At 45.1% G+C, this 21,788-nt stretch carries 26 protein-coding genes; 15 read left to right on the top strand and 11 right to left on the bottom strand.

What is annotated here, in order from left to right; translation table 11 throughout:
• Nucleotides 1-63 precede the first annotated feature (63 nt).
• Complete coding sequence (locus F894_RS03125) at nucleotides 64-2,292, top strand: PhoX family protein (RefSeq protein WP_005245944.1); 2,229 nt, start codon at nucleotides 64-66, stop codon at nucleotides 2,290-2,292.
• Nucleotides 2,293-2,349: 57 nt separating this feature from the next.
• Here the strand turns inward: F894_RS03125 and F894_RS03120 are convergent, their stop codons facing one another.
• Entirely contained in the window at nucleotides 2,350-3,129 is a 780-nt protein-coding gene (locus F894_RS03120) for an NRDE family protein (RefSeq protein WP_005245943.1), read from the bottom strand.
• Nucleotides 3,130-3,222: 93 nt separating this feature from the next.
• On the opposite strand from F894_RS03120, the gene lgt reads away from it, so the two are divergent.
• The 3 genes from lgt to F894_RS03105 all read left to right on the top strand — a co-directional run bounded on the left by lgt (nucleotide 3,223) and on the right by F894_RS03105 (nucleotide 4,896).
• Nucleotides 3,223-4,032, top strand: coding sequence for a prolipoprotein diacylglyceryl transferase (gene lgt / locus F894_RS03115; protein ID WP_004729515.1), 810 nt, complete (start codon nucleotides 3,223-3,225; stop codon nucleotides 4,030-4,032).
• A 92-nt stretch (nucleotides 4,033-4,124) separates the two neighbouring features.
• Nucleotides 4,125-4,517, top strand: coding sequence for a hypothetical protein (locus tag F894_RS03110; RefSeq protein WP_005245942.1), 393 nt, complete (start codon nucleotides 4,125-4,127; stop codon nucleotides 4,515-4,517).
• Nucleotides 4,510-4,896, top strand: coding sequence for a hypothetical protein (locus F894_RS03105; protein ID WP_005245941.1), 387 nt, complete (start codon nucleotides 4,510-4,512; stop codon nucleotides 4,894-4,896). The genes F894_RS03110 and F894_RS03105 overlap by 8 nt, the downstream gene beginning before the upstream one ends.
• A gap of 18 nt (nucleotides 4,897-4,914) precedes the next feature.
• Here the strand turns inward: F894_RS03105 and F894_RS03100 are convergent, their stop codons facing one another.
• Complete coding sequence (locus F894_RS03100; RefSeq protein ID WP_005107935.1) at nucleotides 4,915-5,430, bottom strand: hypothetical protein; 516 nt, start codon at nucleotides 5,428-5,430, stop codon at nucleotides 4,915-4,917.
• Nucleotides 5,431-5,848: 418 nt separating this feature from the next.
• Between F894_RS03100 and F894_RS15445 the strand changes: the two genes are divergently transcribed.
• From F894_RS15445 to msrA, 7 genes are all read left to right on the top strand, one after another.
• Nucleotides 5,849-5,974 carry a lipocalin/fatty acid-binding family protein gene (locus tag F894_RS15445; protein ID WP_005245940.1) on the top strand — a complete coding sequence of 42 codons (126 nt, stop codon included), beginning with the start codon at nucleotides 5,849-5,851 and terminating at the stop codon, nucleotides 5,972-5,974.
• Nucleotides 5,975-5,977: 3 nt separating this feature from the next.
• Nucleotides 5,978-6,178: a lipocalin family protein gene (locus F894_RS15440; protein ID WP_005245939.1), complete on the top strand. Its 201-nt coding sequence runs from the start codon at nucleotides 5,978-5,980 to the stop codon at nucleotides 6,176-6,178.
• 337 nt (nucleotides 6,179-6,515) lie between these two features.
• On the top strand, nucleotides 6,516-7,358 hold the full coding sequence (thyA, locus tag F894_RS03090) for a thymidylate synthase (RefSeq protein ID WP_005245938.1): 843 nt from the start codon (nucleotides 6,516-6,518) through the stop codon (nucleotides 7,356-7,358).
• Between the two features lie 199 nt (nucleotides 7,359-7,557).
• Nucleotides 7,558-8,070, top strand: a complete 513-nt coding sequence (locus F894_RS03085; RefSeq protein WP_004278430.1) for a dihydrofolate reductase — start codon at nucleotides 7,558-7,560, stop codon at nucleotides 8,068-8,070.
• Nucleotides 8,071-8,093: 23 nt separating this feature from the next.
• Entirely contained in the window at nucleotides 8,094-9,143 is a 1,050-nt protein-coding gene (locus F894_RS03080) for a DUF4105 domain-containing protein (protein ID WP_005245936.1), read from the top strand.
• A gap of 102 nt (nucleotides 9,144-9,245) precedes the next feature.
• Entirely contained in the window at nucleotides 9,246-9,707 is a 462-nt protein-coding gene (locus F894_RS03075) for an META domain-containing protein (RefSeq protein ID WP_005245935.1), read from the top strand.
• A gap of 110 nt (nucleotides 9,708-9,817) precedes the next feature.
• Nucleotides 9,818-10,342 carry a peptide-methionine (S)-S-oxide reductase MsrA gene (gene msrA / locus F894_RS03070; protein WP_005245934.1) on the top strand — a complete coding sequence of 175 codons (525 nt, stop codon included), beginning with the start codon at nucleotides 9,818-9,820 and terminating at the stop codon, nucleotides 10,340-10,342.
• A gap of 64 nt (nucleotides 10,343-10,406) precedes the next feature.
• On the opposite strand, the gene F894_RS03065 is transcribed toward msrA, so the two are convergent.
• The 5 genes from F894_RS03065 to F894_RS03045 all read right to left on the bottom strand — a co-directional run bounded on the left by F894_RS03065 (nucleotide 10,407) and on the right by F894_RS03045 (nucleotide 14,068).
• Nucleotides 10,407-10,811: an ExbD/TolR family protein gene (locus F894_RS03065; RefSeq protein ID WP_004278434.1), complete on the bottom strand. Its 405-nt coding sequence runs from the start codon at nucleotides 10,809-10,811 to the stop codon at nucleotides 10,407-10,409.
• The gene (locus F894_RS03060; RefSeq protein WP_005245933.1) at nucleotides 10,811-11,434 is read right to left on the bottom strand and encodes a MotA/TolQ/ExbB proton channel family protein; all 624 of its coding nucleotides are present in this window, start codon (nucleotides 11,432-11,434) and stop codon (nucleotides 10,811-10,813) included. The genes F894_RS03065 and F894_RS03060 overlap by 1 nt, the downstream gene beginning before the upstream one ends.
• A gap of 25 nt (nucleotides 11,435-11,459) precedes the next feature.
• Nucleotides 11,460-12,227, bottom strand: a complete 768-nt coding sequence (locus tag F894_RS03055; protein ID WP_005103036.1) for an energy transducer TonB — start codon at nucleotides 12,225-12,227, stop codon at nucleotides 11,460-11,462.
• A 194-nt stretch (nucleotides 12,228-12,421) separates the two neighbouring features.
• Nucleotides 12,422-13,288, bottom strand: coding sequence for a formyltetrahydrofolate deformylase (gene purU / locus F894_RS03050; protein WP_004278437.1), 867 nt, complete (start codon nucleotides 13,286-13,288; stop codon nucleotides 12,422-12,424).
• A 48-nt stretch (nucleotides 13,289-13,336) separates the two neighbouring features.
• Nucleotides 13,337-14,068, bottom strand: a complete 732-nt coding sequence (locus F894_RS03045; protein ID WP_034437998.1) for a TetR/AcrR family transcriptional regulator — start codon at nucleotides 14,066-14,068, stop codon at nucleotides 13,337-13,339.
• 115 nt (nucleotides 14,069-14,183) lie between these two features.
• Here F894_RS03045 and F894_RS03040 point away from each other — a divergent pair, with 115 nt between their 5' ends.
• From F894_RS03040 to F894_RS03025, 4 genes are all read left to right on the top strand, one after another.
• Nucleotides 14,184-15,632 (top strand): coniferyl aldehyde dehydrogenase, encoded by a 1,449-nt coding sequence (locus F894_RS03040; RefSeq protein ID WP_005245931.1) that lies wholly within the window; start codon nucleotides 14,184-14,186, stop codon nucleotides 15,630-15,632.
• Nucleotides 15,633-15,797: 165 nt separating this feature from the next.
• Entirely contained in the window at nucleotides 15,798-16,034 is a 237-nt protein-coding gene (rpmB, locus tag F894_RS03035) for a 50S ribosomal protein L28 (protein WP_000048256.1), read from the top strand.
• A gap of 12 nt (nucleotides 16,035-16,046) precedes the next feature.
• Nucleotides 16,047-16,202 carry a 50S ribosomal protein L33 gene (gene rpmG, locus F894_RS03030; protein ID WP_001205031.1) on the top strand — a complete coding sequence of 52 codons (156 nt, stop codon included), beginning with the start codon at nucleotides 16,047-16,049 and terminating at the stop codon, nucleotides 16,200-16,202.
• Nucleotides 16,203-16,337: 135 nt separating this feature from the next.
• Entirely contained in the window at nucleotides 16,338-18,053 is a 1,716-nt protein-coding gene (locus F894_RS03025) for a cation:proton antiporter (RefSeq protein ID WP_005245929.1), read from the top strand.
• 260 nt (nucleotides 18,054-18,313) lie between these two features.
• Here F894_RS03025 and F894_RS03020 read toward each other — a convergent pair whose 3' ends face one another.
• The 4 genes from F894_RS03020 to F894_RS03005 all read right to left on the bottom strand — a co-directional run bounded on the left by F894_RS03020 (nucleotide 18,314) and on the right by F894_RS03005 (nucleotide 21,719).
• Nucleotides 18,314-18,592, bottom strand: coding sequence for a hypothetical protein (locus F894_RS03020; RefSeq protein WP_004278462.1), 279 nt, complete (start codon nucleotides 18,590-18,592; stop codon nucleotides 18,314-18,316).
• A 105-nt stretch (nucleotides 18,593-18,697) separates the two neighbouring features.
• Nucleotides 18,698-19,201, bottom strand: coding sequence for a DUF6586 family protein (locus tag F894_RS03015; RefSeq protein ID WP_005245928.1), 504 nt, complete (start codon nucleotides 19,199-19,201; stop codon nucleotides 18,698-18,700).
• Between the two features lie 194 nt (nucleotides 19,202-19,395).
• A complete protein-coding gene (locus F894_RS03010) occupies nucleotides 19,396-19,647 on the bottom strand; it encodes an RNA recognition motif domain-containing protein (protein WP_004729489.1) in 252 nt (83 codons plus the stop codon).
• Between the two features lie 83 nt (nucleotides 19,648-19,730).
• Complete coding sequence (locus tag F894_RS03005; protein ID WP_005245927.1) at nucleotides 19,731-21,719, bottom strand: ATP-dependent helicase; 1,989 nt, start codon at nucleotides 21,717-21,719, stop codon at nucleotides 19,731-19,733.
• Nucleotides 21,720-21,788 lie beyond the last annotated feature (69 nt).

Genomic DNA, 21,788 nt, shown 5'->3' with positions numbered 1-21,788 from the left:
TTTAGCCGTTAATTTACTCATAACCATTTAAAACAACCAAGCACATACTGCTAGGAACAAAATATGACTGATCAAATTGCTTTTAATGATGATTATGACAGCAACACTTCGGGGAACCCAGAATTTCACCAACTGTTTAACCAACAGATGAGTCGTCGCGATTTAATTAAAAAGACGGCTGGTGGTGCAGTAGCATTAACCTTAGCAGCCTCACTTACGGGCTGTAGCGATAATGATGAAGAATCAACTCCGCCAAGCACACCTGCAACACCGAATGAACCAGATTTAACTGCAACACCTAAATCATTAACCTTCAAACCAGTGGATAAAAACACTTTAGAGCAATTTACTGTGGCTGAAGGCTATGATTTTAAAGTCCTACATGCGGTAGGTGATCCTTTACACCCAAGCCTACCTGTATGGGATGAAAACAATATTCCTAGTGGTGTATCCTACGAACGCCGTGTCGGTGACAACCATGATGGTATGACCTTTTTTGGTTTAAATACCAGCAAGCAAAATTTTGATGCGACTGTATCGGACACTGGCTTATTGGTGATGAATCACGAATATTTACAACGTGATGACTTACACCCTCGTGGTAACATATTTGATCAAGATGATATCACTGAAGATGAAGTGATCCGTGAAGTGAACTCTCATGGTGTTTCTATTATTGCAATCAACAAAAATCCTGAGACACAAGAAATCACGGTCGATTTAAACTCGCCATTTAACCGCCGTATTACAGCAGCAACTGAAATGGAATACCGTGGCCCTGTACGTGGTAATACGTTGGTACAAACAGCATTTAGCCCAGATGGTACCAAAACACGTGGCACCATCAACAACTGTGGTAACGGCTATACCCCTTGGGGCACTTATCTCACCACTGAAGAAAACTTCAACCAATATCTCGCACGTCAAAAAGACACCGAAGGCGGGGATGTACGCGATGCCAATACCGAACATGCGTTAAAACGCTATAAAGTCAATAATGGCGCACGTGGTTATAACTGGCAAAGCATTAGAAATCCACAAATCTTTACGCCAGATTATTTCAGCCGTTGGAACACAGTCATCAGCGGTGCATCGGAACAAGAGGATTATCGCAACTCGATTAATACTTTCGGTTGGATTGTTGAAATAGATCCGTTTGATAATCGTAGTATGCCAGTAAAACGTACCGCTTTAGGTCGCTTTGCTCATGAAGACTGCCGTGCTAGCCGTGCCATTGCAGGTAAACCACTTGCATTCTATATGGGTGATGATTCACAAGGCGAATACATCTATAAATTTGTCTCAGATACTCCGTGGAATCCTACTGATGTCAACGGTGGCTATGCGGCTGGCGACAAATACATGAATAACGGTAAGCTTTATGTTGCGCAATTTGATTTCAATGAAGCAACGGGTGAAGCTAAAGGCCAATGGTTAGAACTCTCTTTGTCTAATCCAAAGATTGCCAACTATGCAGAATACAAATTTGCAGACCGAGCAGATATTTTGGTCAATGCACGTATCGCAGCCGATGCAGCGGGCGCAACTAAAATGGACCGCCCTGAATGGGTTGCGGTAAATCCACATAATGGCGAAGTGTATGTCACATTAACCAATAACTCACAACGCGGTTCAGCACATGTAATTGATGCAGCTAATCCACGCCAATATTCAGATGATGATGATGCAACGAACCGCCTACGTGGCAATATTAATGGTCACGTGATTCGCTTCCGTGAAACAGGCGACGATGTTACTGCAACATCATTTACATGGGATATTTTCCTATTTGGTGCCGAAGCAGATTCAATCCCAGGTGTAAACCTTTCTGGCTTGACGGATGCAAATGACTTCTCTAGCCCAGATGGTATGTGGTTTGATGACCGAGGCGTATTATGGTTACAAACTGACGATGGTGCATATACGGATACAACCAACTGCATGATGCTGGCAGCACTTCCTGGTTCAGTGAGCGATGGTTCTGTACAAACCGCAACAGCGGGGACAGGCACACAAAAAACACCTATGGGTGCGAAGCTCGATGACTCGAAGCTACGCCGTTTCTTGGTTGGTCCTGCTGGCTGTGAAATTACAGGGGTCACTATGACACCTGACTACAAAGCCATTTTTGTAAACGTGCAACATCCAGGTGGCACTTGGCCTGCAAACCAAGCTGAACATTTAATCAGTACTGGTCGTGCGTATTCACGTCCACGCTCAGCAACAGTCGTGATTACCCGTAAAGATGGCGGTGTCATTGCAGGTGAGTCGTTAGAAACCCCTAAAGCTTAAACCCTGAAGTGACCTAAAAAATGCCGACGTCAAGTCGGCATTTTTTATATCCGGTGATTATTTCAGGCTAATTATTTTCTCAATAGTTTGACCTGCGGTCGCACCTTGTTGTGACTTCTCGATCCAGTGCCATCGTCCCTGCTGCATTCTCAAAAAATTGGAGCATCGGGTGCCATAGGCCGGACTCTGAATAAAAGTCGAAGACAGCAGCTGTTCCATTTCCACGGAGATGCCGGTATCTGGCAGAAGTTCAGGAATCACCTTACGTTCATCTTCCAGAATATCCCAGACTGCATGACACAAATCTGCTTCTGCGATCTCCTGGTGTTGCAGCATCGGTAAAAATTCTTGGGTAAAGCGTTTACGTAAATGTCGGGTCTTGTACCAGTCTTCACTCATCAGGCCATTCGAAACCACATAGACGCCATGGGCCAGTACTTGTGGTGCTTCACCGCGATTGCTCATATACACCGCCTGATCTTGATCGCCGATAAACAGGTTAAAGCCGGCATAGTCACACTGGCGTTGTTCCAGATCTTGAGCAAAACGAATCGGCGTTAAGTCAGAATCTAAAAAGTTCTGGATGATATGTCCACGTGAAGTCGGATAATGCCCTTTGTCCTGCCCATCACGAAAATTGGTAATCACCGCCCAGCGACCGGAAGCCGTAATCCCCATCCAGGTACCGCCCGACTGTAAATCCTGCCCGGCAATAATCGGACTATTCTCCCATTCATGCAGCTCCTGCGTAGGACGCTGATAGAACTCATCCCGATTTGAAATCAGACATAATGAGCTCTGATCCAGAACCCGCCAAGCCAATGCCACGATACACATAATTTACGCTCTCGATCTTTACACATTGAATGTACAACATTTTTCTTTGCTTTAAGCTAAAATCTGTGCAAAACAGAATCACAAGGAACAGGAATGCTCACCTATCCCAATATTGATCCCGTCGCGATTTCGCTCGGGCCCTTACAAGTCCACTGGTATGGACTGATGTACTTACTGGCATTTTTATTTGCCTGGGGATTGGCGACGTTTCGCGCCAAACAACGTGGCTGGACACCGGATATGGTGTCTGACCTGATTTTCTTCGGTGCACTCGGTGTGATCATCGGTGGCCGTGTCGGTTATGTCTTCTTCTACGGTTTTTCCCAGTTCCTGGCCGATCCTTTATGGCTGTTCCAGATCTGGACCGGCGGTATGAGTTTCCATGGCGGTTTTCTCGGGGTCATTCTGGCCATGTTGTGGTGGTGCAAGAAATATAAGATGACCTGGTTCCAGACTCTGGATTTTATCGCACCTTGCGTACCGACAGGCTTGATGTTTGGCCGAATTGGTAACTTTATTGGTGGCGAACTGTATGGCCGTCAGGTCACCGACCCAAACTTTGCCTGGGGCATGATCTTTCCGACCGATCCGCTGCAACTGGTTCGTCATCCATCTCAACTCTATCAGGCACTATGTGAAGGCCTAATCCTGTTTATTGTACTGTGGTGGTTCAGCTCGAAGCCACGTCCACGTATGGCAGTTTCCGCGCTGTTCCTGATTGGTTATGGTCTGGCACGTTTTGTAGTTGAATTCTTCCGTGAGCCGGACAATGGCCAGCTGTTTATTGGCTGGATGAGCAAAGGACAATTCCTGAGCCTGCCAATGATCCTGATTGGCTTATGGATGATGTGGTATGCCTACCAGAAGAACATCTATGACTGGGGTCCAAACAAAAATAGCTGAGAAAATCGCGTAATTTAGCGAGGCAAAGGCCTCGCTTTTTTATACTCAAAATATGCTAAAGTGCCGATTATCTCTTCTATTCTTTCATCATTATGCTTGAGTTCTGGTTTAATCCGCAGGTATCTGTTCTCAAAAAACTATTGATCTTTATTGTGATTGCAGCGACAGCTGCAGGCTTGTACTGGATGCAACCACTGCCCTTAGATTCTATTTTGATGTTTGTCGGGACCGGCATCATTTTTCTGATCTGTCGTTACTGCAAAATCCACTTTGCCAGCAAAAATCCGACCGGTTTGCTGTATAGATTACTGACCTGGATTCCAATTGCCTTATTGATTGCTTTAGTTTTTATGAATATGCAACAGGGCGAAATCCTGATTCCGGGTGCACAAGGCATTGCCTTTATGGCACTGGCAATTTGTCTGTTTTCTCCACTGTCCCTGCTCAATCAGAACAAATCAGATGCAGGTTCACCCCATGCTTGAGTTCTGGTATTCGGAACGCTGTAGCCGTCAAATCAAACTCATCGCCATCATCGCGACCTGTATTTTGATTTATACAGCATCGACTGTGGCCCAGTTAGATCCGGTATTTGTGGGGGTGAGTTTAGCGATTGGAATTGTCGTGCATTTACTACACCATTTCCGCCTGAAAATCTCAAAATCCAATCCCTATGCAAATGGCTTTAGCGCCTTGAGCCGGGTCATTCCCATCATTGCCTTAATTACCCTGTTTGGCTATTTACCAGAACAGCACCAGCAATGGGGCAAATTTGCCTTGGGTCTGCAATGTCTTGACTTTGCCGCGATTGGATTATTTATCGTTTCAATCTATGAAAGCCGTGCGAAGCGTTTTGAGGACTGATCACTTCGCAGTGTTTTCTTAGAAGTAAGTTTCCAGACGATAGTAACTATAAGTCACGTTTTTATTGCGATAAACCGCATGATCTCGCTGTTTAAAATCCGATACCCAGGCACTACCTGAATAAGCCGCGATATGTCCATATTTATGTCCCTGAGTACGGTCAATAATATAGATATCGCCTTTTTTCGGCCGATCAAAAGAAGCATTAATTTTCTTATAACCCAGCTGCATCAGGGTACTTCCCCAATCTGCTGCTGCGACCGGATGATTCACAATTTTCGCACCAGAAGATTGCAGACCGACACGAATACTGCGCGCACATTTCTGTGTACTGGTATTTCGGGTAATGCCTTGCAGATAACTGGTAAATTTCTCGATATTGATACGATGGCCATTGCTTACGCCTGAAGCGTTACGGACAGTGGCTTTTTGGGATGACTTTTTAGGTCTTTGCTCCGATTGGGAACGCACCATGATATTCGCTTGGACAGGAGCATATACTTCGCTCATGTTTACTTGATGATCATAGATCATGCCTTACCAACCGCTCCTCGCCTGTAATTTAGGCTTTCATATTGTTAACAAGCCGAGAATACTAGTCGTTTAAATGTTATCTTTCACATTAAAAATGTAAATAAATTTGTCTATTTTTCCGGCATTCAAATTAAGCCGTTCTTTCTCATACAGTTACAAAACCCATCATCTTTGCAAAAAAAATGTAAAGCAAAGCCAATTCCAATGCCTTGCAAAGCTTTTTCAGCCTGAAATACGCAAAATGAGTCCTTATCTTTTTCTACTCAAACGTGTGGATTTAATCTGTAGCTCGGCCATTTTCAGATAACATTTCACCACATGATTACATCATTTTGAGCTTTACCGCCTGTATTACACTGATGCGGCATTTTTAAACCTTGAACTAAACTTTAAATATTGAACTAAACAGAGAAGAAAAATGAGTCAGACTTTAAGTACCGTTTCAAATTTTAATTTAGAACAATATTTAAGTACCTGGTATGACATTGCACACTTGCCGATGAAGCGCCAACCTGAAGACAGCACCGATATTTCTGCGGTATAGAGCTTGAATGAAAATGGCAAGGTGGATGAAGCCATTGCTGAAGCGATCATTGTCGATGCAGAACAGGCCAAGCTTGAAGTCAGCTTTTTACCTGAAGGCTTGCATGGGATCCCGTTTACCAAGGGCGATTATTGGGTCTTAAAAATCGATCCGGATTATCAGACGGCACTCGTGGGCGAGCCGAATAAAGAATATTTATGGTGATTACATCGCGACACCAGTCTGGACGAAGCGACTCAACGCGAATATTTAAGTTATGCAGCACCCTTAGGTTATGATCTGTCTGATCTGATTCATACCGTCCATACTGGCCATAAAACCGCTTAAACCTTTTCTACAACAAGCACCCGCACTGGGTATTTTTTTTTGATTGGGTGCTTGCCGATCTTTTTTGCAGAAGATGCAATATCAGAAATATTAGAAAAAAATGTTATGATGCATTCAATTCAATTTACCCAGCTCGACAGAAAGTGGATTTATCCGAGATAAACTTTTTCTGCTGAAAAAAAAGGTAATTTAAACAAATTTTTAAGAGAGACCTATGCGCCAATATCTTGACCTATTACAACATATCCTCGACAACGGCGGCGATAAAGGCGACCGTACCGGTACAGGTACACGTTCGGTATTTGGTCATCAGATGCGCTTTGATCTTTCCCAAGGTTTTCCTTTACTGACCACCAAAAAAGTTCATTTCCGCTCTATCGTGATCGAACTGTTGTGGTTCCTGAAAGGCGATACCAATGTTCAGTATTTAAAAGACAATAAAGTCTCGATTTGGGATGAATGGGCGACCGCAGAACAGACTGCACGTTTTGGCCGTCCTGAAGGCGAACTGGGTCCAATTTACGGCCATCAATGGCGTAATTTTGGGGCCAGCAAGAATGCAGACAATAGCTATAATCAGGACGGTTTTGACCAGATCAAATGGTTGATCAATGAAATTAAAACTAATCCGAATTCGCGTCGTCTGATCGTGTCCGGCTGGAACCCGAATGAAGCGGGTCAGGTCGCCTTACCCCCTTGCCATACCCTGTTCCAGTTTTTTGTGCACAATGGCAAATTGTCTTGTCAGTTGTATCAGCGCAGTGCCGATGTATTTTTGGGTGTACCATTTAATATTGCCAGCTATGCTTTGTTGACGCATATGATCGCGCAAGTCTGTGATCTGGAGGTTGGTGACTTTGTCTGGACTGGTGGCGATACCCACTTGTACAGCAATCATTTTGAACAGGCACAATTACAGCTCAGCCGTGAGCCACTCGGCCTTTGTCAATTAAAACTAAATCCCGAGATTAAAGACCTGTTCGATTTTAAATTTGAAGATATCGAAATTGTCGGTTATGAATCTCATCCAGGCATTAAAGCCCCTGTCGCTGTTTAATGTTCTTTATTATAAAGTTCCCTCTCTTCCTAGGAGAGGGCTAGGAAGAGGTTTTTTACCACACGTAAATCGCCAACTCCTTTCAAAATTATTCCTAGCCCTAAAGCATGAAGGCAATCAATATAGATTTTTAACCTTTCTTTCGTACCAGTAAAAAATTACACGAAGGACTTTGGGCTTGATAAGAAGGATTCAATACATGTCATTTCAAGATTTAGAAGTTGTACACGTCGTTGCCATGGATCAGCAGCGTTGTATCGGCAAGGGCAATGACCTACCTTGGCATATCTCTGCCGACCTGAAACACTTCAAGGAAATCACCCAAGGCGGTGTGGTGGTGATGGGTCGCAAGACACTAGAATCGATGGGACGTACCTTGCCTAAACGCGTGAACTGGGTCATTACCCGTGATCCAGACTGGGCATTTGCAGGCACCAAAGTCGCTTATAGCATTGAAGATGCGCTGAGTCAGGCCGTTGCAGATGTAAAGGCTTCAGAAAAACCTGAAACCATTTTCATCATTGGTGGTGGTGAAATCTTTAAACAGACTATGGATATTGCAGACCGTCTGGAACTGACCCATGTCGAACTGGATGTACAGGGCGATGCCTATTATCCAGCGATTCCAGCAGAATTTAAAAAAGTCGCTGCCGAGCAACATATCGACGACAAAACCGGCATTGCTTTTGAGTTCGCAACCTACAGAAAATAAAGCCTATTTCTCATGAAAAAGTGATGATGCAGGGACGCGAATATATCTCCAGACATTGGAGTCTGTGGCTACTGGGCAGCCTGTTTACTTTATTCGTCCTTCTGTCGAGCCTGTGGTTCAGCCTGATGCTCTGGGTTCATCAACCCCTCGGAAAAATCGGCAGCTTGATGCTGATTGGACTCTGGCTGACCTTTGCGCTGGTCGTTCTCGGGATTTATTTCACCCGGCATCTGATCTCCCGCCAAGTGGATAGCGTTCTTTATCTTCTGGCCTTTTTATTCTGTCTGCTGGGATATTTCAGTCTGGAAGCGCGTCAGGATCGAGAGTGGAATCCTGAGGTTTCCCAGCTTCTGCATTATGAGCAGCAAGGCGATCAGGTTACCTTACACAATATCCGCAACTTTGACTGGCAGGCCGATGGTCGCTATATCGAACGCTGGGAAAGCCGCAGTTTTGATCTGAATCAGATTACTGGCGTGAACATCATTACTTCTTACTGGATGGGATCTAAAATTGCCCATACCCTGGTCAGCTTCGATTTTGCCAATCAAAAGCCACTCACCTTCTCGATTGAAATCCGCAAGGAAAAGAATGAAGAGTTTTCAGCGATTGGTGGCTTTTTCCGAAAATATGAACTGAGTCTGGTCGCATCGGATGAAAAGGATATTGTCTATACCCGTAGCAATGTCCGTGGTGAACAGGTCTATTTTTTCCCAGTCAAAATGCCGCAAGCTCAGGCTAAAGCGCTATTCAAGGAATATCTGCGTCAGGCCGATGAACTGGCACAAAAGCCAAAATGGTACAATACCCTGACCAGTAATTGCACCACACTGGTCTTTGATATGGTTCAGGCGGTATCGCAACAACAGCTACCCTCGGATTACCGACTGCTGGCCTCCGGCTATTTACCAAATTATCTCTATGACCTGAAAGTACTGGAACAGTCTTGGGATATGCGCACCTGGTATCAACGCGCGCATGTCAATCCACGGGTAGAACAGACCGCTAATCTCTCCAGTCAGGACTATTCAAGACTCATGCGACAAGGTCTACCGAAACCAGACATGCGATAACTGTGTAGCAAATCCACTTCAATAAAGATACAAAATCAACTGGAACCTTGATCATTTTTTTGTTTATATACAAATAGCTAGTCAATGATCAGAGTATCTCTCATGCTAAAAAAATTAACTGCAATCGCGATTTTAGGCTCGGTTTTAACGGTCATGGGCTGCGAAACTGTGCCTAATACAGCCACGACACAAACCGCGAATCATTTACAACTTTTGCAAAATCGTACCTGGATTGCGACCCAGATTGGTAATACTGAAATCAAGACTGCGCCAACCGCACGCAATGTTCCAAGTCTGCAATTTGATGCCAGTACCCAGCGCGTTTCAGGTTCAGATAGCTGTAACCGGATTATGGGCAGTTACACAGCAGCGAAAGACACGCTGACCCTGAGCCAAATGGCCACTACCCGTATGGCTTGCATGAACAACGATCAGCTTGATCAGAAATTTAATGAAGCTTTAGCCAAAGTGACGCATTATCAAGTATTTGGTAAAACCTTAAAATTACTGGATCGCCATGGAAATCTCTTGATCCAGCTGGAAAGTGCTGTTCAGCCGCGTTAATACTTCCCTACAAAAAGCCTGTATGGACAGGCTTTTTTATCTTTCATACTGATGAGCTGGAATTTAACCATCAGCCCGATTGAGTTATTTAATTGAATGAGGAATCAACCATGCAACAGGCACTTTTCGGTGGGGGATGCTTTTGGTGTACTGAAGCCGTATTTTTACAGATCCAGGGGGTTCAGCAGGTCATCAGTGGCTATGCAGGTGGGCACACAACTCAGCCAAACTATGATGATGTCTGTGGTGGCAATACCGGCCATGCCGAAGTCATTCTGATCGATTTCGATGAAAACCAGATTAACTATACCCAGTTGCTTGATGTATTTTTTGCGACCCATGATCCGACTACATTAAACCGTCAGGGCAATGATGTCGGCACCCAGTATCGTTCTGTAATTTATTATCTGAATGATGAACAGCAGCAACAGGCGCAGCAGGCGATCGATGCTCTGAAAGCCGATGGCATCAATATGGTGACTGAACTCAGTCCTGCCCCGACTTTCTATCCGGCGGAAGACTATCATCAAAACTTCTTTGCCAAGAACCCGACCCAGGGCTATTGCAATTTTGCCATTCCGCCAAAATTGAATAAATTACGCAGCAAATTTACCACCTTATTAAAAACCCATTAAGATTCACGAAAAATGGGCATAAAAAAAGCGACTGCAATCAGTCGCTTTTTTTATTATCTAAATCTTAGTTATCGGTTGCAAAAGCAATATCGCTGAGTCCGGCTCCACTCGCACGCGACATGACTTGCGCCACCGAGTCATAACGTGATTCTTTATCCGCTTTCAACACAATGGTCGGCTGACGTTCAGCTTGGCCCGCTTCATTAAAACGGGTTTCAAGCTGCTCTAGCGTCAGTACATCGCCATTCCAGGCAATGTCACCTTCGGCATTGATGCTGATCGTGACATTTTCAGGCGGCAGATCGATAATCTCCGCAGTAGTTTGTGGCAAGGTTAATGGAATTGATGGGTTCGCAACGGTCGCTGTCACCAGAAAGATGATCATCAATACCAACATAATGTCGATGAGGGGAATGAGGTTCATCTCATTCATGCCTACATCGTTGTCTTCACCCAGTTGAAAAGCCATTAAGCTTGACCTCCCACGAAACTCTGTTGTGTTACTTTTTCATCAGACTTTTTTGCAGCAGATTCCTGTTGCAGCATAGTATCAATCAGCAGACCATGTGCCTGATCTTGTAACTCGTGTGCCAAACCACGATTAGCACGGACACAGATGTTATAAGCCAGTACCGCAGGAATCGCGACTGCCAGACCTAAGCCAGTCATAATCAATGCTTCACCGACTGGGGTTGCCACTTGTGCCAGACCAGCCTGACCACTTTTACCAACAGCAACCAACGCATGGAAGATGCCCCATACCGTACCGAACAAACCGACAAATGGTGAAATTGAGGCAATCGTACCAAGAACTGATACACCTTTTTCGGCATTGGCTTTTTCTGCTGAAATCTGGCGTAATAGCGCCTGTTCTGCCACTGCCTTACGTTGTTCAAAGCCCAAAGGAGCCAGTTTGGTTTTCAGTTGTTCCAATGCTTTAGATAACTGCGCATAGGCAATCTGTTTCAGTTGGCGAGTGCCTATCAAACGCAGCACAAAAATGGTCCATGTCGCAATCGACATTGCCAATAACACGAAATACAGTGTTTTACTGACTGCATCAGCGTGTTGCCAATAAACTGAAAAGTTCATATTCGAACTCCTAATGGGTGAGCCGTTATTTAACCTGAAAATCGAAAGGCTGTTCCACACGGGTTGGATAAGCCACACCATTTTCAACATATTTGGTGAGTTGTGCACGACGTACCGCTGCTTCTACTTTGCGCGTTACCGCCGGGCTACAACTTGAATTTCGTGCAGTCGCAGAGACCACTTTACCCTGCTCATTCGCTGAAACATCTACTACCAGTGAACAGGCTGATTTTAATTCACCTGCAGAGAGTGAGACTTTTGGTGAACGCTGCCAGGACACGCCCCCACCAATCGATACACTTTTCGGGGATGGCGGCGCAGCAGGTGCTGGCGGTGCCACAGGTGCAGGTGGCACGACTGGAGCAGGTGCCGGTTTAACTTTAGTTTCAGTGACCACTGTCGGTACAACCGGACTTGGGGTTGGTTTTGCTTCAACTGGCGGTGCTTTAACCACTTTTGGCGCTTCAGCCTTTTTCACCTGCTCGATTTTTTCTACTTTTTTCGGTGGTGGTGGCAGCGGTTTATCGACAATTTTGACCTCTTTAGGCTTAGGCGGCTCTTTTTGTGGCTCGGCCTTCGGCTTTGGCGGTAAAGGTTTTGGCGCTTCCTGGAGTTTTACAAAGCGCACTTTTAAGGGTTGCTTATCAATGGGTGTCAGCTCAGGTGCTTTCATCTGGCTGATCGCATATAACACACCCACATGCCCAACCAGTACAGCCGCCACGATAGAGATGACTTTCTTTTTCATCTGATTCGGCGGTGTAGGCATTTGGGGCGCAGCAACTTGACTCATTAAATCTATTACCTTGAGGAGATGATGTGGAACAAACTATCAAGCTCATCGGTTAGCACAATTAAAGTATGCCAATAATAAATGAGAAGTGTTTTCATTTGCAACCGCTAATCATGCCTTTGACTGACTTTTTTTTGCATCAAAACAAAAAAAGGCACACTAAAAGTATGCCTTTTTAAAATGCAATGCAAGTCTTATTGGAACACGACAGTCTTGTTGCCATCGACAATAATACGGTCTTCCAGATGCCATTTCACCGCGCGGGCCAATACATTACGTTCCACGTCCTGACCGAGTTCACGTAACTGTTCAACAGTAAAGTCATGGTTCACGCGCTCCACATCCTGCTCGATGATCGGACCTTGATCCAGATCAGCAGTCACATAGTGCGCAGTTGCACCAATCAGCTTCACGCCTTTTTCATAGGCCTGTTTGTACGGATTGGCACCCACGAAAGCTGGCAGGAAAGAATGATGAATGTTGATCACTTTCATTTCCCACTTGCTGACAAATTCTTCATCTAAAATCTGCATATAACGTGCCAGCACCAACAAGTCATTGCCTTGCATCAGCTGGTCGATTTCTGCATAAGCTTCAGGTTTGTTGTCTTTGGTCACCGGCACGACTTCGAATGGAATGCCAAAGTTTTCAACTGCTTCGCGTAAAGTCTCGTGATTCGATACCACTTTGGTAATTTCACAAGGTAGGCCACCACGCGCATGACGCCATAACAGCTCAAGCAAGGCATGATCGACCTTAGACACCAGAATACCGACTTTTTTCACGTCACTGACCAGAGCCAGACGCCATTGCATGCCATAGCGTTCTGCCACATTCGCTGCAAAAGTCTGGGTAATACTTTCTTTACGACTTTGAAGATTATCTAATTCAAACTCAACGCGCATGAAGTAACGTCCGCCCTGCGCTGCTGTCGCATATTGGTCAAGCGCAGTAATGTTGGCACCTTGATGATACAAGAAGCTCGAAACAGCCTGCACGATGCCCGGCTTGTCTTCACAAGTAATCAATAAACGTGCGGTGTTAGCAGTCGTCATATTCATGTTGATTTAAGTCACTAATCAGTTAAATTAAAAAATAAGCCGAGTATTCTAGCGCGTTTCTTGAATATTCTGAATAGTTTGTTCAGATTCAGAATCTTTAGACGACGACAGGCTGGCAAAAAGTTCCGAAGAGCCCAAACTGCTCAATAAACCTTCATAGGTTTGACGACTTTCACCCCGTAAATACGCCCCTTCCAAGAACACCATTTGACGCAGTGCCTGCCAGACCCATTTTTCTTCCAGCGTATTGGAATCAGTCAGATGTCCTGACATATACAGGAAGTTGGTCCAGTTGGTCAGGACAATCCACAGGTTGATGATCAGGGCTTCAATTTCTGAATCGGTCATGTCCATCAGGCCTGCATTAACAAAGCCCTTATAGATTTTCTGGCCCTGCTGCATCACCTGTCCGGCAAAGCGTGGATACATCTTGCGAAAATCTTCGTTATTTTCTACCAGATGATACACGTCACGATGCAGGAAACGATAAGCCCATAGCTGACTGCTCAGTACCTGAAAATAATGGACCTTGTCATTGGCATCCAGTGCACGGTCATCCGGCAGCGCCAGCATTTCCAGGGTCTGATGTTGGTACTGTTCCATCAATTCTTTAATAATTTCATTTTTATTGCGGAAATGATAATACAGGTTACCCGGGCTCATGCCGAGTTCAGCCGCAATGTGATTGGTGGTTACCGATCGTTCGCCACGCTCGTTAAACAGCTGCAAACTGAGCTGCAAGATACGCTCTTTAGTTTTTAAGGTTTTGGTTTGGGACATCCTAAAATAACCATTCAGTTCATGCATTAGCAGGCTAACACACAAAGTCACTTGACTAATTAGAGTATTTGCTCTAAAAATTAATTAATCGATTTTTGAATAATGGTAGTGCGGCATGAACAGTCACACAAAAACAACATCAATGACACCACATTTTTTTGATAGCCAATATCTGAATGAAGTCTTGGCGCAACAAAAACACGCTTACTTACACTACCCTCTGCCGACTGCAAAGGAACGTATCGATCGTTTAGCTCGACTTAAGCGTATCTTAGTTAAGTATCAAGATCAATTTGCTGATGCAATTAATCAGGACTATGGTAACCGTTCAATCGGGGAAACCAAGATTGGTGAACTGCTCACCTGTCTGGAACATATCAAATATTACAGCAAAAACCTGACCCGGTGGATGAAACCTTCCAAGCGTCATGTCGGCATTATTCATCAGCCGGCTAAAGCCTGGGTACAATATCAGCCTTTAGGCGTGGTTGGGATTATCGCACCATGGAACTATCCGCTGTTGTTGTCGATTGGTCCTCTGATTTGCGCACTGGCTGCCGGCAACCATGCCATGATCAAAATTTCCAGTGCATCGGCTGCTTTTGGTGAAGTCCTGGAAAAAGCCCTCGCTGAAGCCTTCCCTAAAGAATTGGTGGCTGTGGTGAATGGTGGCGGTGTGATTTCAGATGCTTTCTGTCGTTTGCCTTTCGATAAACTGATTTTCACCGGCTCAACTGCGGTCGGTAAAACCGTCATGGCAGCCGCTGCCGAAAATCTGGTTCCGGTGATTCTGGAACTGGGCGGTAAATCTCCGGTACTGGTGCATCCGTCGATTGATCTGCGTGATGTGGCACAGCGGATTGCGGTGGGCAAACTCTGGAATGCCGGTCAGACCTGTGTAGCGCCAGACTATATGTTCCTGCCTCGCGGGAAAACTGCCGAGTTCATTGATCACTTTAAAGCCTGTGTCGAAAGCATGTATCCGGATATCACCCATAATCAGGATTACACTTCGATTATCAATGATAAACAGTATAACCGTCTGCAAGGTTATCTGGATGATGCACGCGAACAGGGTGCGCAAGTCATTGAAATTAATCCGCGCAGTGAAAACTCGGCTGATCTGCGTAAGATTGCACCGACCATCGTGACCAATGTCACCCCGATGATGCAGATCATGCAGCATGAAATCTTTGGTCCGCTGCTCCCGATCATGGAATATGATCAAATTGACGATGTCATCGACTTTATTAATAGCCGTCCACGTCCACTTGCTTTATACTACTTCGACTTTGATCAGGCGCGTGCCGATTATGTCGCACAGCGTACCCATTCAGGGCATTTCGGGCAAAATACGGTACTGATCCATGTTGCGCAGGACGATCTACCATTTGGGGGTGTCGGTGCATCAGGTATGGGTAAATACCATGGCCCAGAAGGCTTCTTCAGTTTGTCGCATGAACGCTCAGTAATGTCGAATCCAAAGCTGTATAGCTTGAAATACATTCTGCCACCGTTCAATAAACCGATTCACAAGCTGATTTCGAAGACACTTCTCCGCTAAATGATCAAGGCATGAGCTATCGATATAGTTCGTGCCGCGTTTTGACGAAAATCGCTTGTCTTTTAAGCGCATTTTTGATATAAAACGCCCCTTGAATGATTTCAATCCGTTTATTTTTGACTGGCCATACAGATTTGCTGTTGGCTAAATCAATGGAGTTACACCATGTCTAAGGTTTGCCAAGTTACCGGCAAGCGTCCAGTCGTTGGTAACAACGTCTCACACGCCAACAACAAAACTAAGCGCCGGTTCGAGCCGAACCTGCACCACCACCGTTTCTGGTTAGAAAGCGAAAAACGTTTTGTACGTCTTCGTTTAACCACTAAAGGTATGCGTATTATCGACAAATTGGGCATTGAAAAGGTTGTTGCTGACCTACGTGCTCAAGGTCAAAAGATCTAAGGAGTCTGAACCATGCGTGATAAAATTCGCTTAGTTTCTTCAGCTGGTACAGGTTATTTCTATACCACGACTAAGAACAAACGTACTATGCCGGAAAAAATGGAAATCAAAAAATTTGATCCAAAAATCCGTCAACACGTAATCTTCAAAGAAGCTAAAATCAAATAATTTTAGTTTCTTTAAAAAAACGACCTTTGCGGGTCGTTTTTTTTTGCACTTTTTTTATCCGGCTTGATAAACTTTCTGCATGTTTTGGCACTTTTTGTGCTTATTTCCCAGCAAACCTAGCTAAAGGAGTATTTAGTGCCACATGACGTAGAGCTCATTATATTACTGGCTGTTGGTTTTGGCTTAGCTTTGGTCTTTGGCTATCTCGCTGCACGGCTACGTCTTCCCCCTTTGATCGGCTATCTCATTGCCGGCATTCTGATTAGTCCCCATACACCCGGTGTGGTCGGTGATATTCATCTGGCCAACCAGCTGGCAGAACTTGGCGTCATGTTCCTGATGTTTGGCGTCGGAATGCATTTTTCCCTGAACGATCTGATGCAGGTACGCCGGATTGCCCTGCCTGGTGCGATTTTACAGATTGCAGTTGCCACCTTGCTCGGGGTCGGAGTTTCGATGCTGTGGGGCTGGAGCTTTGGTTCAGCGCTGGTCTTCGGCCTAAGCCTGTCCTGTGCCAGTACCGTGGTTCTACTCAAAGCCCTTGGTGATCGTGGCCTACTGGATTCAATCAATGGCCGCATTGCAGTTGGCTGGTTACTGGTCGAAGATCTAGTCATGGTCTTGGCGTTGGTACTATTACCTGCCACTGCGGTACTTTTAGGTGGGCAGGCGCTGGAAGGCGCAAGCGATGAGAATATCTGGCTCACCTTAGGTATTACCCTGCTCAAAGTCGCAGGCTTTATTGCCTTCATGCTGATTATTGGTAAACGCTTGATTCCGATAATCATACAGGTGGTGGCACGTCTCGGTTCACGAGAGCTGTTTACCTTAACTGTGGTGGCAGCTGCTGTTTCGATTGCCTTTGGTGCCTATAAAGTCTTTGGTGTATCCATGGCACTGGGTGCTTTCTTTGCCGGAATGGTCGTTAAGGAATCTGATTTCAGTCATCGTGCTGAAGAAGAAACCTTGCCACTGCGTGAAATTTTCTCGATTTTATTCTTTGTTTCCGTCGGTATGCTGTTTGATCCGCGCATTTTGCTGGAACAACCTTTACATGTACTGGCCGTAGTCGCGATCATCATGATTGGTAAGACTATTGCCGCGATGGCTCTGGTGCTGTTCTTTCGCTATCCGATCAATACCGCCTTGACCGTCGGTGCTTCGCTGGCACAGATTGGTGAGTTCTCCTTTATTTTGGCTGCGCTCGGTGTTTCGCTCAACCTGCTTTCGCTGGAAGGTCAAAACCTGATTCTGGCAGGTGCCTTGATTTCAATTACGCTTAACTCCTTTATCTTTTCCGCGATTGAGCCGGTACAGAAATGGATTCGGGAACGCTCGACTCTGGCCCGCTTACTGGAACGCAGTGGTGACCCTCTGGCGATGTTACCCGATGAAGTCTCACAGGATTACCTGCGCGATCAGGTGGTCATTATTGGCCATGGTGAGGTGGGACGTCGCATTACCCGTTCATTGATGGAAGAAAACATCAAGGTGGTCATTGCCGAAGAAAACCGTGACATCGTCGAAAATCTGCGTGAAAAAGGCATTGCCGCGGTGTCTGGTGTAGCCACTGAAGCTGGCGTACTGATTCAGGCACATATTCAGCATGCGCGCTTACTGGTCATCTCCCCTATGGATATCATCGATATTCATAAAATTGTCGACATTGCCAAGACCTTGAATCCACAAATCCAGGTATTGGTCTGTGCCGAAAGCAAGGAAGAGGCTGAAGCCATTCGTCGGGATAATGTCGGTGCGGTTTATTACGCCAAAGAAGAAATGGCGAAGAATATGAGCAATCATATTTTGAACCAGATTGAGATCGCGCATCAGCATACACCTTCTCATTAGAGTTTTTTTTAATCCACATCAAATAAAAAAGTTGCCGGATCTGGCAACTTTTTTTATGGACATCAATATATCTCTGAGCCAAATATTTTATTAACACACTGGCTTCAGACTGCTCATGACCCAAATTTCAACATACTGATTTTTCATCTTCATTTTTAAATGAGCTTCTTTCTAATGCTTAAAATCTGTCCAACCCAATAACCTACCTATGAAACTCAAAAAGCACACCGATAGTGTGCTTTCTAAATAAATTTCAACGATTAACTCATATACTTTGGTTCTTCATCCACAACTTCAGCCTGCCATTCATTGACCTGCTGTTCCAGCAAACCATAGAGTGCTGCCTGAATCATCTGTTGCGCAATCACGGGGGTCTGCTCTCCAAGTAGAGCTTTCACCTCATCATTAAATTGAATCATGACCAAAGGCTGTTTATGTGAGCCTGCATTGCGTAGAGCCAACGCGCCACCTTCAAGTTGAACGAGTTCTAAAATCGCGTCTTGATTACCAAATAAATCTTTCAACTGTTCTATAGACATATATCCTCCATGTTCAACATGGTGGCAAAGCACCGGGTGCACTTTGCATCATTAGAGTAATTGATATAGGGTTAAAAATTGCATTTTCAAGTACAGCCGATCCGATTAAAATTCAATCATCTCATTACGAAAACCATCAATTAATTGGGTCAGGTCACGATGCCACTCTCTCAATATAGCAGTATCAGGTAACCATGCTTGTGGAGACTGTGTGACTTTAATGATGAGATTTGAGGAGGTTTCGTCTTCAGGTTCTGGGGTACTTGGTTCGGGCGCATACTGGCACAGACGGTAAGCGCGTTTCAGTTCAGCAATGAAACCACTCTTGGATAAATGTTGCAGCACCGCCACTTCTGGCGAAATTTTGCCTTTGGCCGCCATCAATTCTTCGATCGATTTTAAGGTTGGATGAGGATCATTCAGGCGATAGTAACGCACCAGTTCCTGTAAAAATGCTAACAAAGCACCATGCAAATGAAACACAGTTGCTTCACGTTGTGCCTGAGCCTGTTGTACATGTTCGGTTTGCTCTGCTTGCTGGCAGGATAGACGGGCAAAATACAGTTTTTGATTGGTACGGTCCGCATGATAGCGAGCAACACGGGTCATCGAGATTTCCTAAGGTTTAAAACAAATTTTGGCTTTTATAAAGTAAAAGGTTCGCCTACATTTCGCAATCAAAAGATGTTTAGACTGAATCCATCCAGCACTGAAATTCAGAGCATTGAGCTCACTAATTAAGTACGGCGATACTAAATTGTAGCCATAAAAAAAGGAGCCTATCAAGTGCTCCTTTTTTGAGTTTAAGCCTGAGGCTTGTCTTCTGCGGCTTTCACGCGGATGCCATGTCCGTGTAGGCGTAAAGTGTTCAGGCCTTTAATGGCTTTGACTGCTTCACGGCCATGCGGCATTTCTACAAAAGCAAAACCTTTTGATTTGCCTGTTGCTGCATCAAGCACCAAAGTACAGGTCTCCACTGTGCCATATTCCTGGAACAGTTTCAGTAATTCGGCTTCTGTGACCGTACGTTCTAAATTACGAACTAAAATTTTCATCTTACAACCTTAAGAAGATAGGCAAAAAATATCAAAAAGCACGCGCCTACTCTACTTTTTGCATGAAACAACTTTGCCATAGTTTAATCGAGATCAATCCCAAAATCTAAATTAATCGACTTGCGTTCAATCAAGGCACTTTTTACCGTTTGCTGCCGGGTCTTGTAATGGGTTTCTGTGGTGCATAAATGCCGGGTGAGATCATTCAGGAAATAGCTTTCGACTTTACGCCCCTGCTCATCGACCGTTTCCCGCGCCCAATGATTCAGGTTCTGTTTGGTCAGAATCAATTCATTTTTTGCCCGGGTCAACGCCACATATAGCACACGACGTTCTTCTTCGACATCATCAAAGTCACCCTGAGCACGTGCATGCGGGTAATTGCCTGGCGTGACATTGGCCACATAACAAACATTTTGTTCGGTGCCTTTGGCCGAGTGAATGGTAATCAAGGTCACCACATCATGGTCCGACTGGCGTTCAATTTCCGAGATTGACACCGGATCCAGTACATATTCCTCTAAAAACTCACTCAGCTGCGAATGCTTCGAGGCCAATTGTTTAACCAGTTCAAAATCACTTTGGCGACGTGGCCAGTCCTTTTTATAGTTTTCCGCCAGTTGAGATTCAATCGCCTGAATCGCAAGACTGACACAGGCTTGTACCTCCCCTTTGAGCACATTCATCTGCTGCATGATCAGAATGGTTTCTAGCGGTATCTTGCCAAACTGTTCTAATTTCTTTGCAATCTGATCCATTTCTGGTTCAGCCAATAGCTGCTGTGACAGCTTGCTGGCACCGACATCACCGACACCATTCCACAGGGTTAAGAAACGCATCCAGGCGATATCATCCAATGGATTAGCGACCACCCGCAGCATGCTGAGTAAATCTTTTACATGTGCGGTTTCCAGCAGCTTCATGCCACCAATAAAGCGATACGGCACATTGGCCGCAATACAGGCTGCCTCAATATGCCGTGCGGCAAAACTGGAGCGTACCAGCACCATATGCTCGCCCCATTTGCTGCCTTGCAGATAATGACGTTCTTTAATATCAATCGCAATCCATTTGGCTTCATCAAACTCATTTGGAAAGATATGCATACGCGGCTTAACACCTTCTCCGCGATACGCTTCCAGACGTTTGTCATATTTGATTTCAGACTGATCGAGCAGCCAGTTGGATAGATCCAGAATTTCCTGGGTCGAGCGGTAGTTTTTTTCTAATTTGAAAATCTGCGCATCTGGCACACGCTCTTTGAAATGGTGAATATTTTCAAAGTCTGCACCACGGAAACCGTAAATGGATTGCGCATCATCACCGACACAGAACAGGCTGATCCGGTCTTTGAGTGGTTCCAACAAAGCCCATTGCAATGGATTGGTATCCTGCATTTCATCGACCAGCATATGCCGGCAGATTGAAGCGACATAATCGACCAGACCTTCGGACTGTGCCAGCGCCGTAGCTACTACCGCCAGAATATCGTCATAATCCAGAAAACTTCGCGCTTGCTTACGTGCTTCATATTCTTTCATAATTTCGGCAATCTGGTCCTTTAAGGCCAGATATTCCGGCATCTGTTTTTCCAGCGCCAGACTGAGCTTTTGCCGGGTATTCCTTGCAAAAGAATACAAATCACATAATTCTTGAGGCTTCGGCAGATGATTGGGATTTTTCTTGTCATCACGGCCGCGAATCAAACGAAACATCATCAACTGATCATCACGATCAATAATCGAAAACTGTTCCAGACCAAAAGCTTTCGGAATACGGCGCAGCAGATACATACAGAAGGTATGAAAGGTCGAGGCCCGCAGTCCCTTGGCTTGTTCACCCAGTGCAAGTTCGACACGCGCCACAATTTCACTGGCTGCACGGCGGGTAAAGGTCAGAATTTGAATCTGGTTGGCAGGCACACCCTGCTCAATCAAGTAAGCTGCGCGTGCCACGATAGTCTTGGTTTTGCCACAACCTGCCCCGGCCAGCACCAAACTGTGTTTTGCTTCTGTGGTCGCTGCTTGCTTTTGTTGGGGGTTTAATTCATCAATCAGGGTGGCTAAACTCATTTTCACTCATCATTTTGTGGATGTATGTAGTTTAACAGATCGCTTCCAGAATTATGGCTTTTCAGTTGC

This window comes from Acinetobacter sp. CIP 51.11 (assembly GCF_000369665.1).
In the GTDB taxonomy this organism is placed as follows: Bacteria; Pseudomonadota; Gammaproteobacteria; order Pseudomonadales; family Moraxellaceae; genus Acinetobacter; species Acinetobacter lwoffii_S.
Note: the sequence above shows the minus strand (reverse complement) of the source record. Positions and strands in the feature narration are given on the sequence as shown.

What these genes read in the sequence shown, in the direction of transcription:
- F894_RS15445 (WP_005245940.1), top strand. Translation starts at nt 5,849, where the DNA reads ATGAGTCAGACTTTAAGTACCGTTTCAAATTTTAATTTAGAACAATAT.
- F894_RS03015 (WP_005245928.1), bottom strand. Translation starts at nt 19,201, where the DNA reads ATGACCCGTGTTGCTCGCTATCATGCGGACCGTACCAATCAAAAACTG.
- rpmB (WP_000048256.1), top strand. Translation starts at nt 15,798, where the DNA reads ATGTCTAAGGTTTGCCAAGTTACCGGCAAGCGTCCAGTCGTTGGTAAC.
- F894_RS03065 (WP_004278434.1), bottom strand. Translation starts at nt 10,811, where the DNA reads ATGGCTTTTCAACTGGGTGAAGACAACGATGTAGGCATGAATGAGATG.
- F894_RS03040 (WP_005245931.1), top strand. Translation starts at nt 14,184, where the DNA reads ATGAACAGTCACACAAAAACAACATCAATGACACCACATTTTTTTGAT.
- F894_RS03100 (WP_005107935.1), bottom strand. Translation starts at nt 5,430, where the DNA reads ATGATCTATGATCATCAAGTAAACATGAGCGAAGTATATGCTCCTGTC.
- F894_RS03120 (WP_005245943.1), bottom strand. Translation starts at nt 3,129, where the DNA reads ATGTGTATCGTGGCATTGGCTTGGCGGGTTCTGGATCAGAGCTCATTA.
- F894_RS03005 (WP_005245927.1), bottom strand. Translation starts at nt 21,719, where the DNA reads ATGAGTTTAGCCACCCTGATTGATGAATTAAACCCCCAACAAAAGCAA.
- msrA (WP_005245934.1), top strand. Translation starts at nt 9,818, where the DNA reads ATGCAACAGGCACTTTTCGGTGGGGGATGCTTTTGGTGTACTGAAGCC.
- F894_RS03020 (WP_004278462.1), bottom strand. Translation starts at nt 18,592, where the DNA reads ATGTCTATAGAACAGTTGAAAGATTTATTTGGTAATCAAGACGCGATT.
- F894_RS03060 (WP_005245933.1), bottom strand. Translation starts at nt 11,434, where the DNA reads ATGAACTTTTCAGTTTATTGGCAACACGCTGATGCAGTCAGTAAAACA.
- F894_RS03075 (WP_005245935.1), top strand. Translation starts at nt 9,246, where the DNA reads ATGCTAAAAAAATTAACTGCAATCGCGATTTTAGGCTCGGTTTTAACG.
- F894_RS03085 (WP_004278430.1), top strand. Translation starts at nt 7,558, where the DNA reads ATGTCATTTCAAGATTTAGAAGTTGTACACGTCGTTGCCATGGATCAG.
- thyA (WP_005245938.1), top strand. Translation starts at nt 6,516, where the DNA reads ATGCGCCAATATCTTGACCTATTACAACATATCCTCGACAACGGCGGC.
- F894_RS03045 (WP_034437998.1), bottom strand. Translation starts at nt 14,068, where the DNA reads ATGTCCCAAACCAAAACCTTAAAAACTAAAGAGCGTATCTTGCAGCTC.
- F894_RS03125 (WP_005245944.1), top strand. Translation starts at nt 64, where the DNA reads ATGACTGATCAAATTGCTTTTAATGATGATTATGACAGCAACACTTCG.
- F894_RS03080 (WP_005245936.1), top strand. Translation starts at nt 8,094, where the DNA reads ATGATGCAGGGACGCGAATATATCTCCAGACATTGGAGTCTGTGGCTA.
- F894_RS03110 (WP_005245942.1), top strand. Translation starts at nt 4,125, where the DNA reads ATGCTTGAGTTCTGGTTTAATCCGCAGGTATCTGTTCTCAAAAAACTA.
- lgt (WP_004729515.1), top strand. Translation starts at nt 3,223, where the DNA reads ATGCTCACCTATCCCAATATTGATCCCGTCGCGATTTCGCTCGGGCCC.
- purU (WP_004278437.1), bottom strand. Translation starts at nt 13,288, where the DNA reads ATGAATATGACGACTGCTAACACCGCACGTTTATTGATTACTTGTGAA.
- F894_RS03055 (WP_005103036.1), bottom strand. Translation starts at nt 12,227, where the DNA reads ATGAGTCAAGTTGCTGCGCCCCAAATGCCTACACCGCCGAATCAGATG.
- rpmG (WP_001205031.1), top strand. Translation starts at nt 16,047, where the DNA reads ATGCGTGATAAAATTCGCTTAGTTTCTTCAGCTGGTACAGGTTATTTC.
- F894_RS03105 (WP_005245941.1), top strand. Translation starts at nt 4,510, where the DNA reads ATGCTTGAGTTCTGGTATTCGGAACGCTGTAGCCGTCAAATCAAACTC.
- F894_RS03010 (WP_004729489.1), bottom strand. Translation starts at nt 19,647, where the DNA reads ATGAAAATTTTAGTTCGTAATTTAGAACGTACGGTCACAGAAGCCGAA.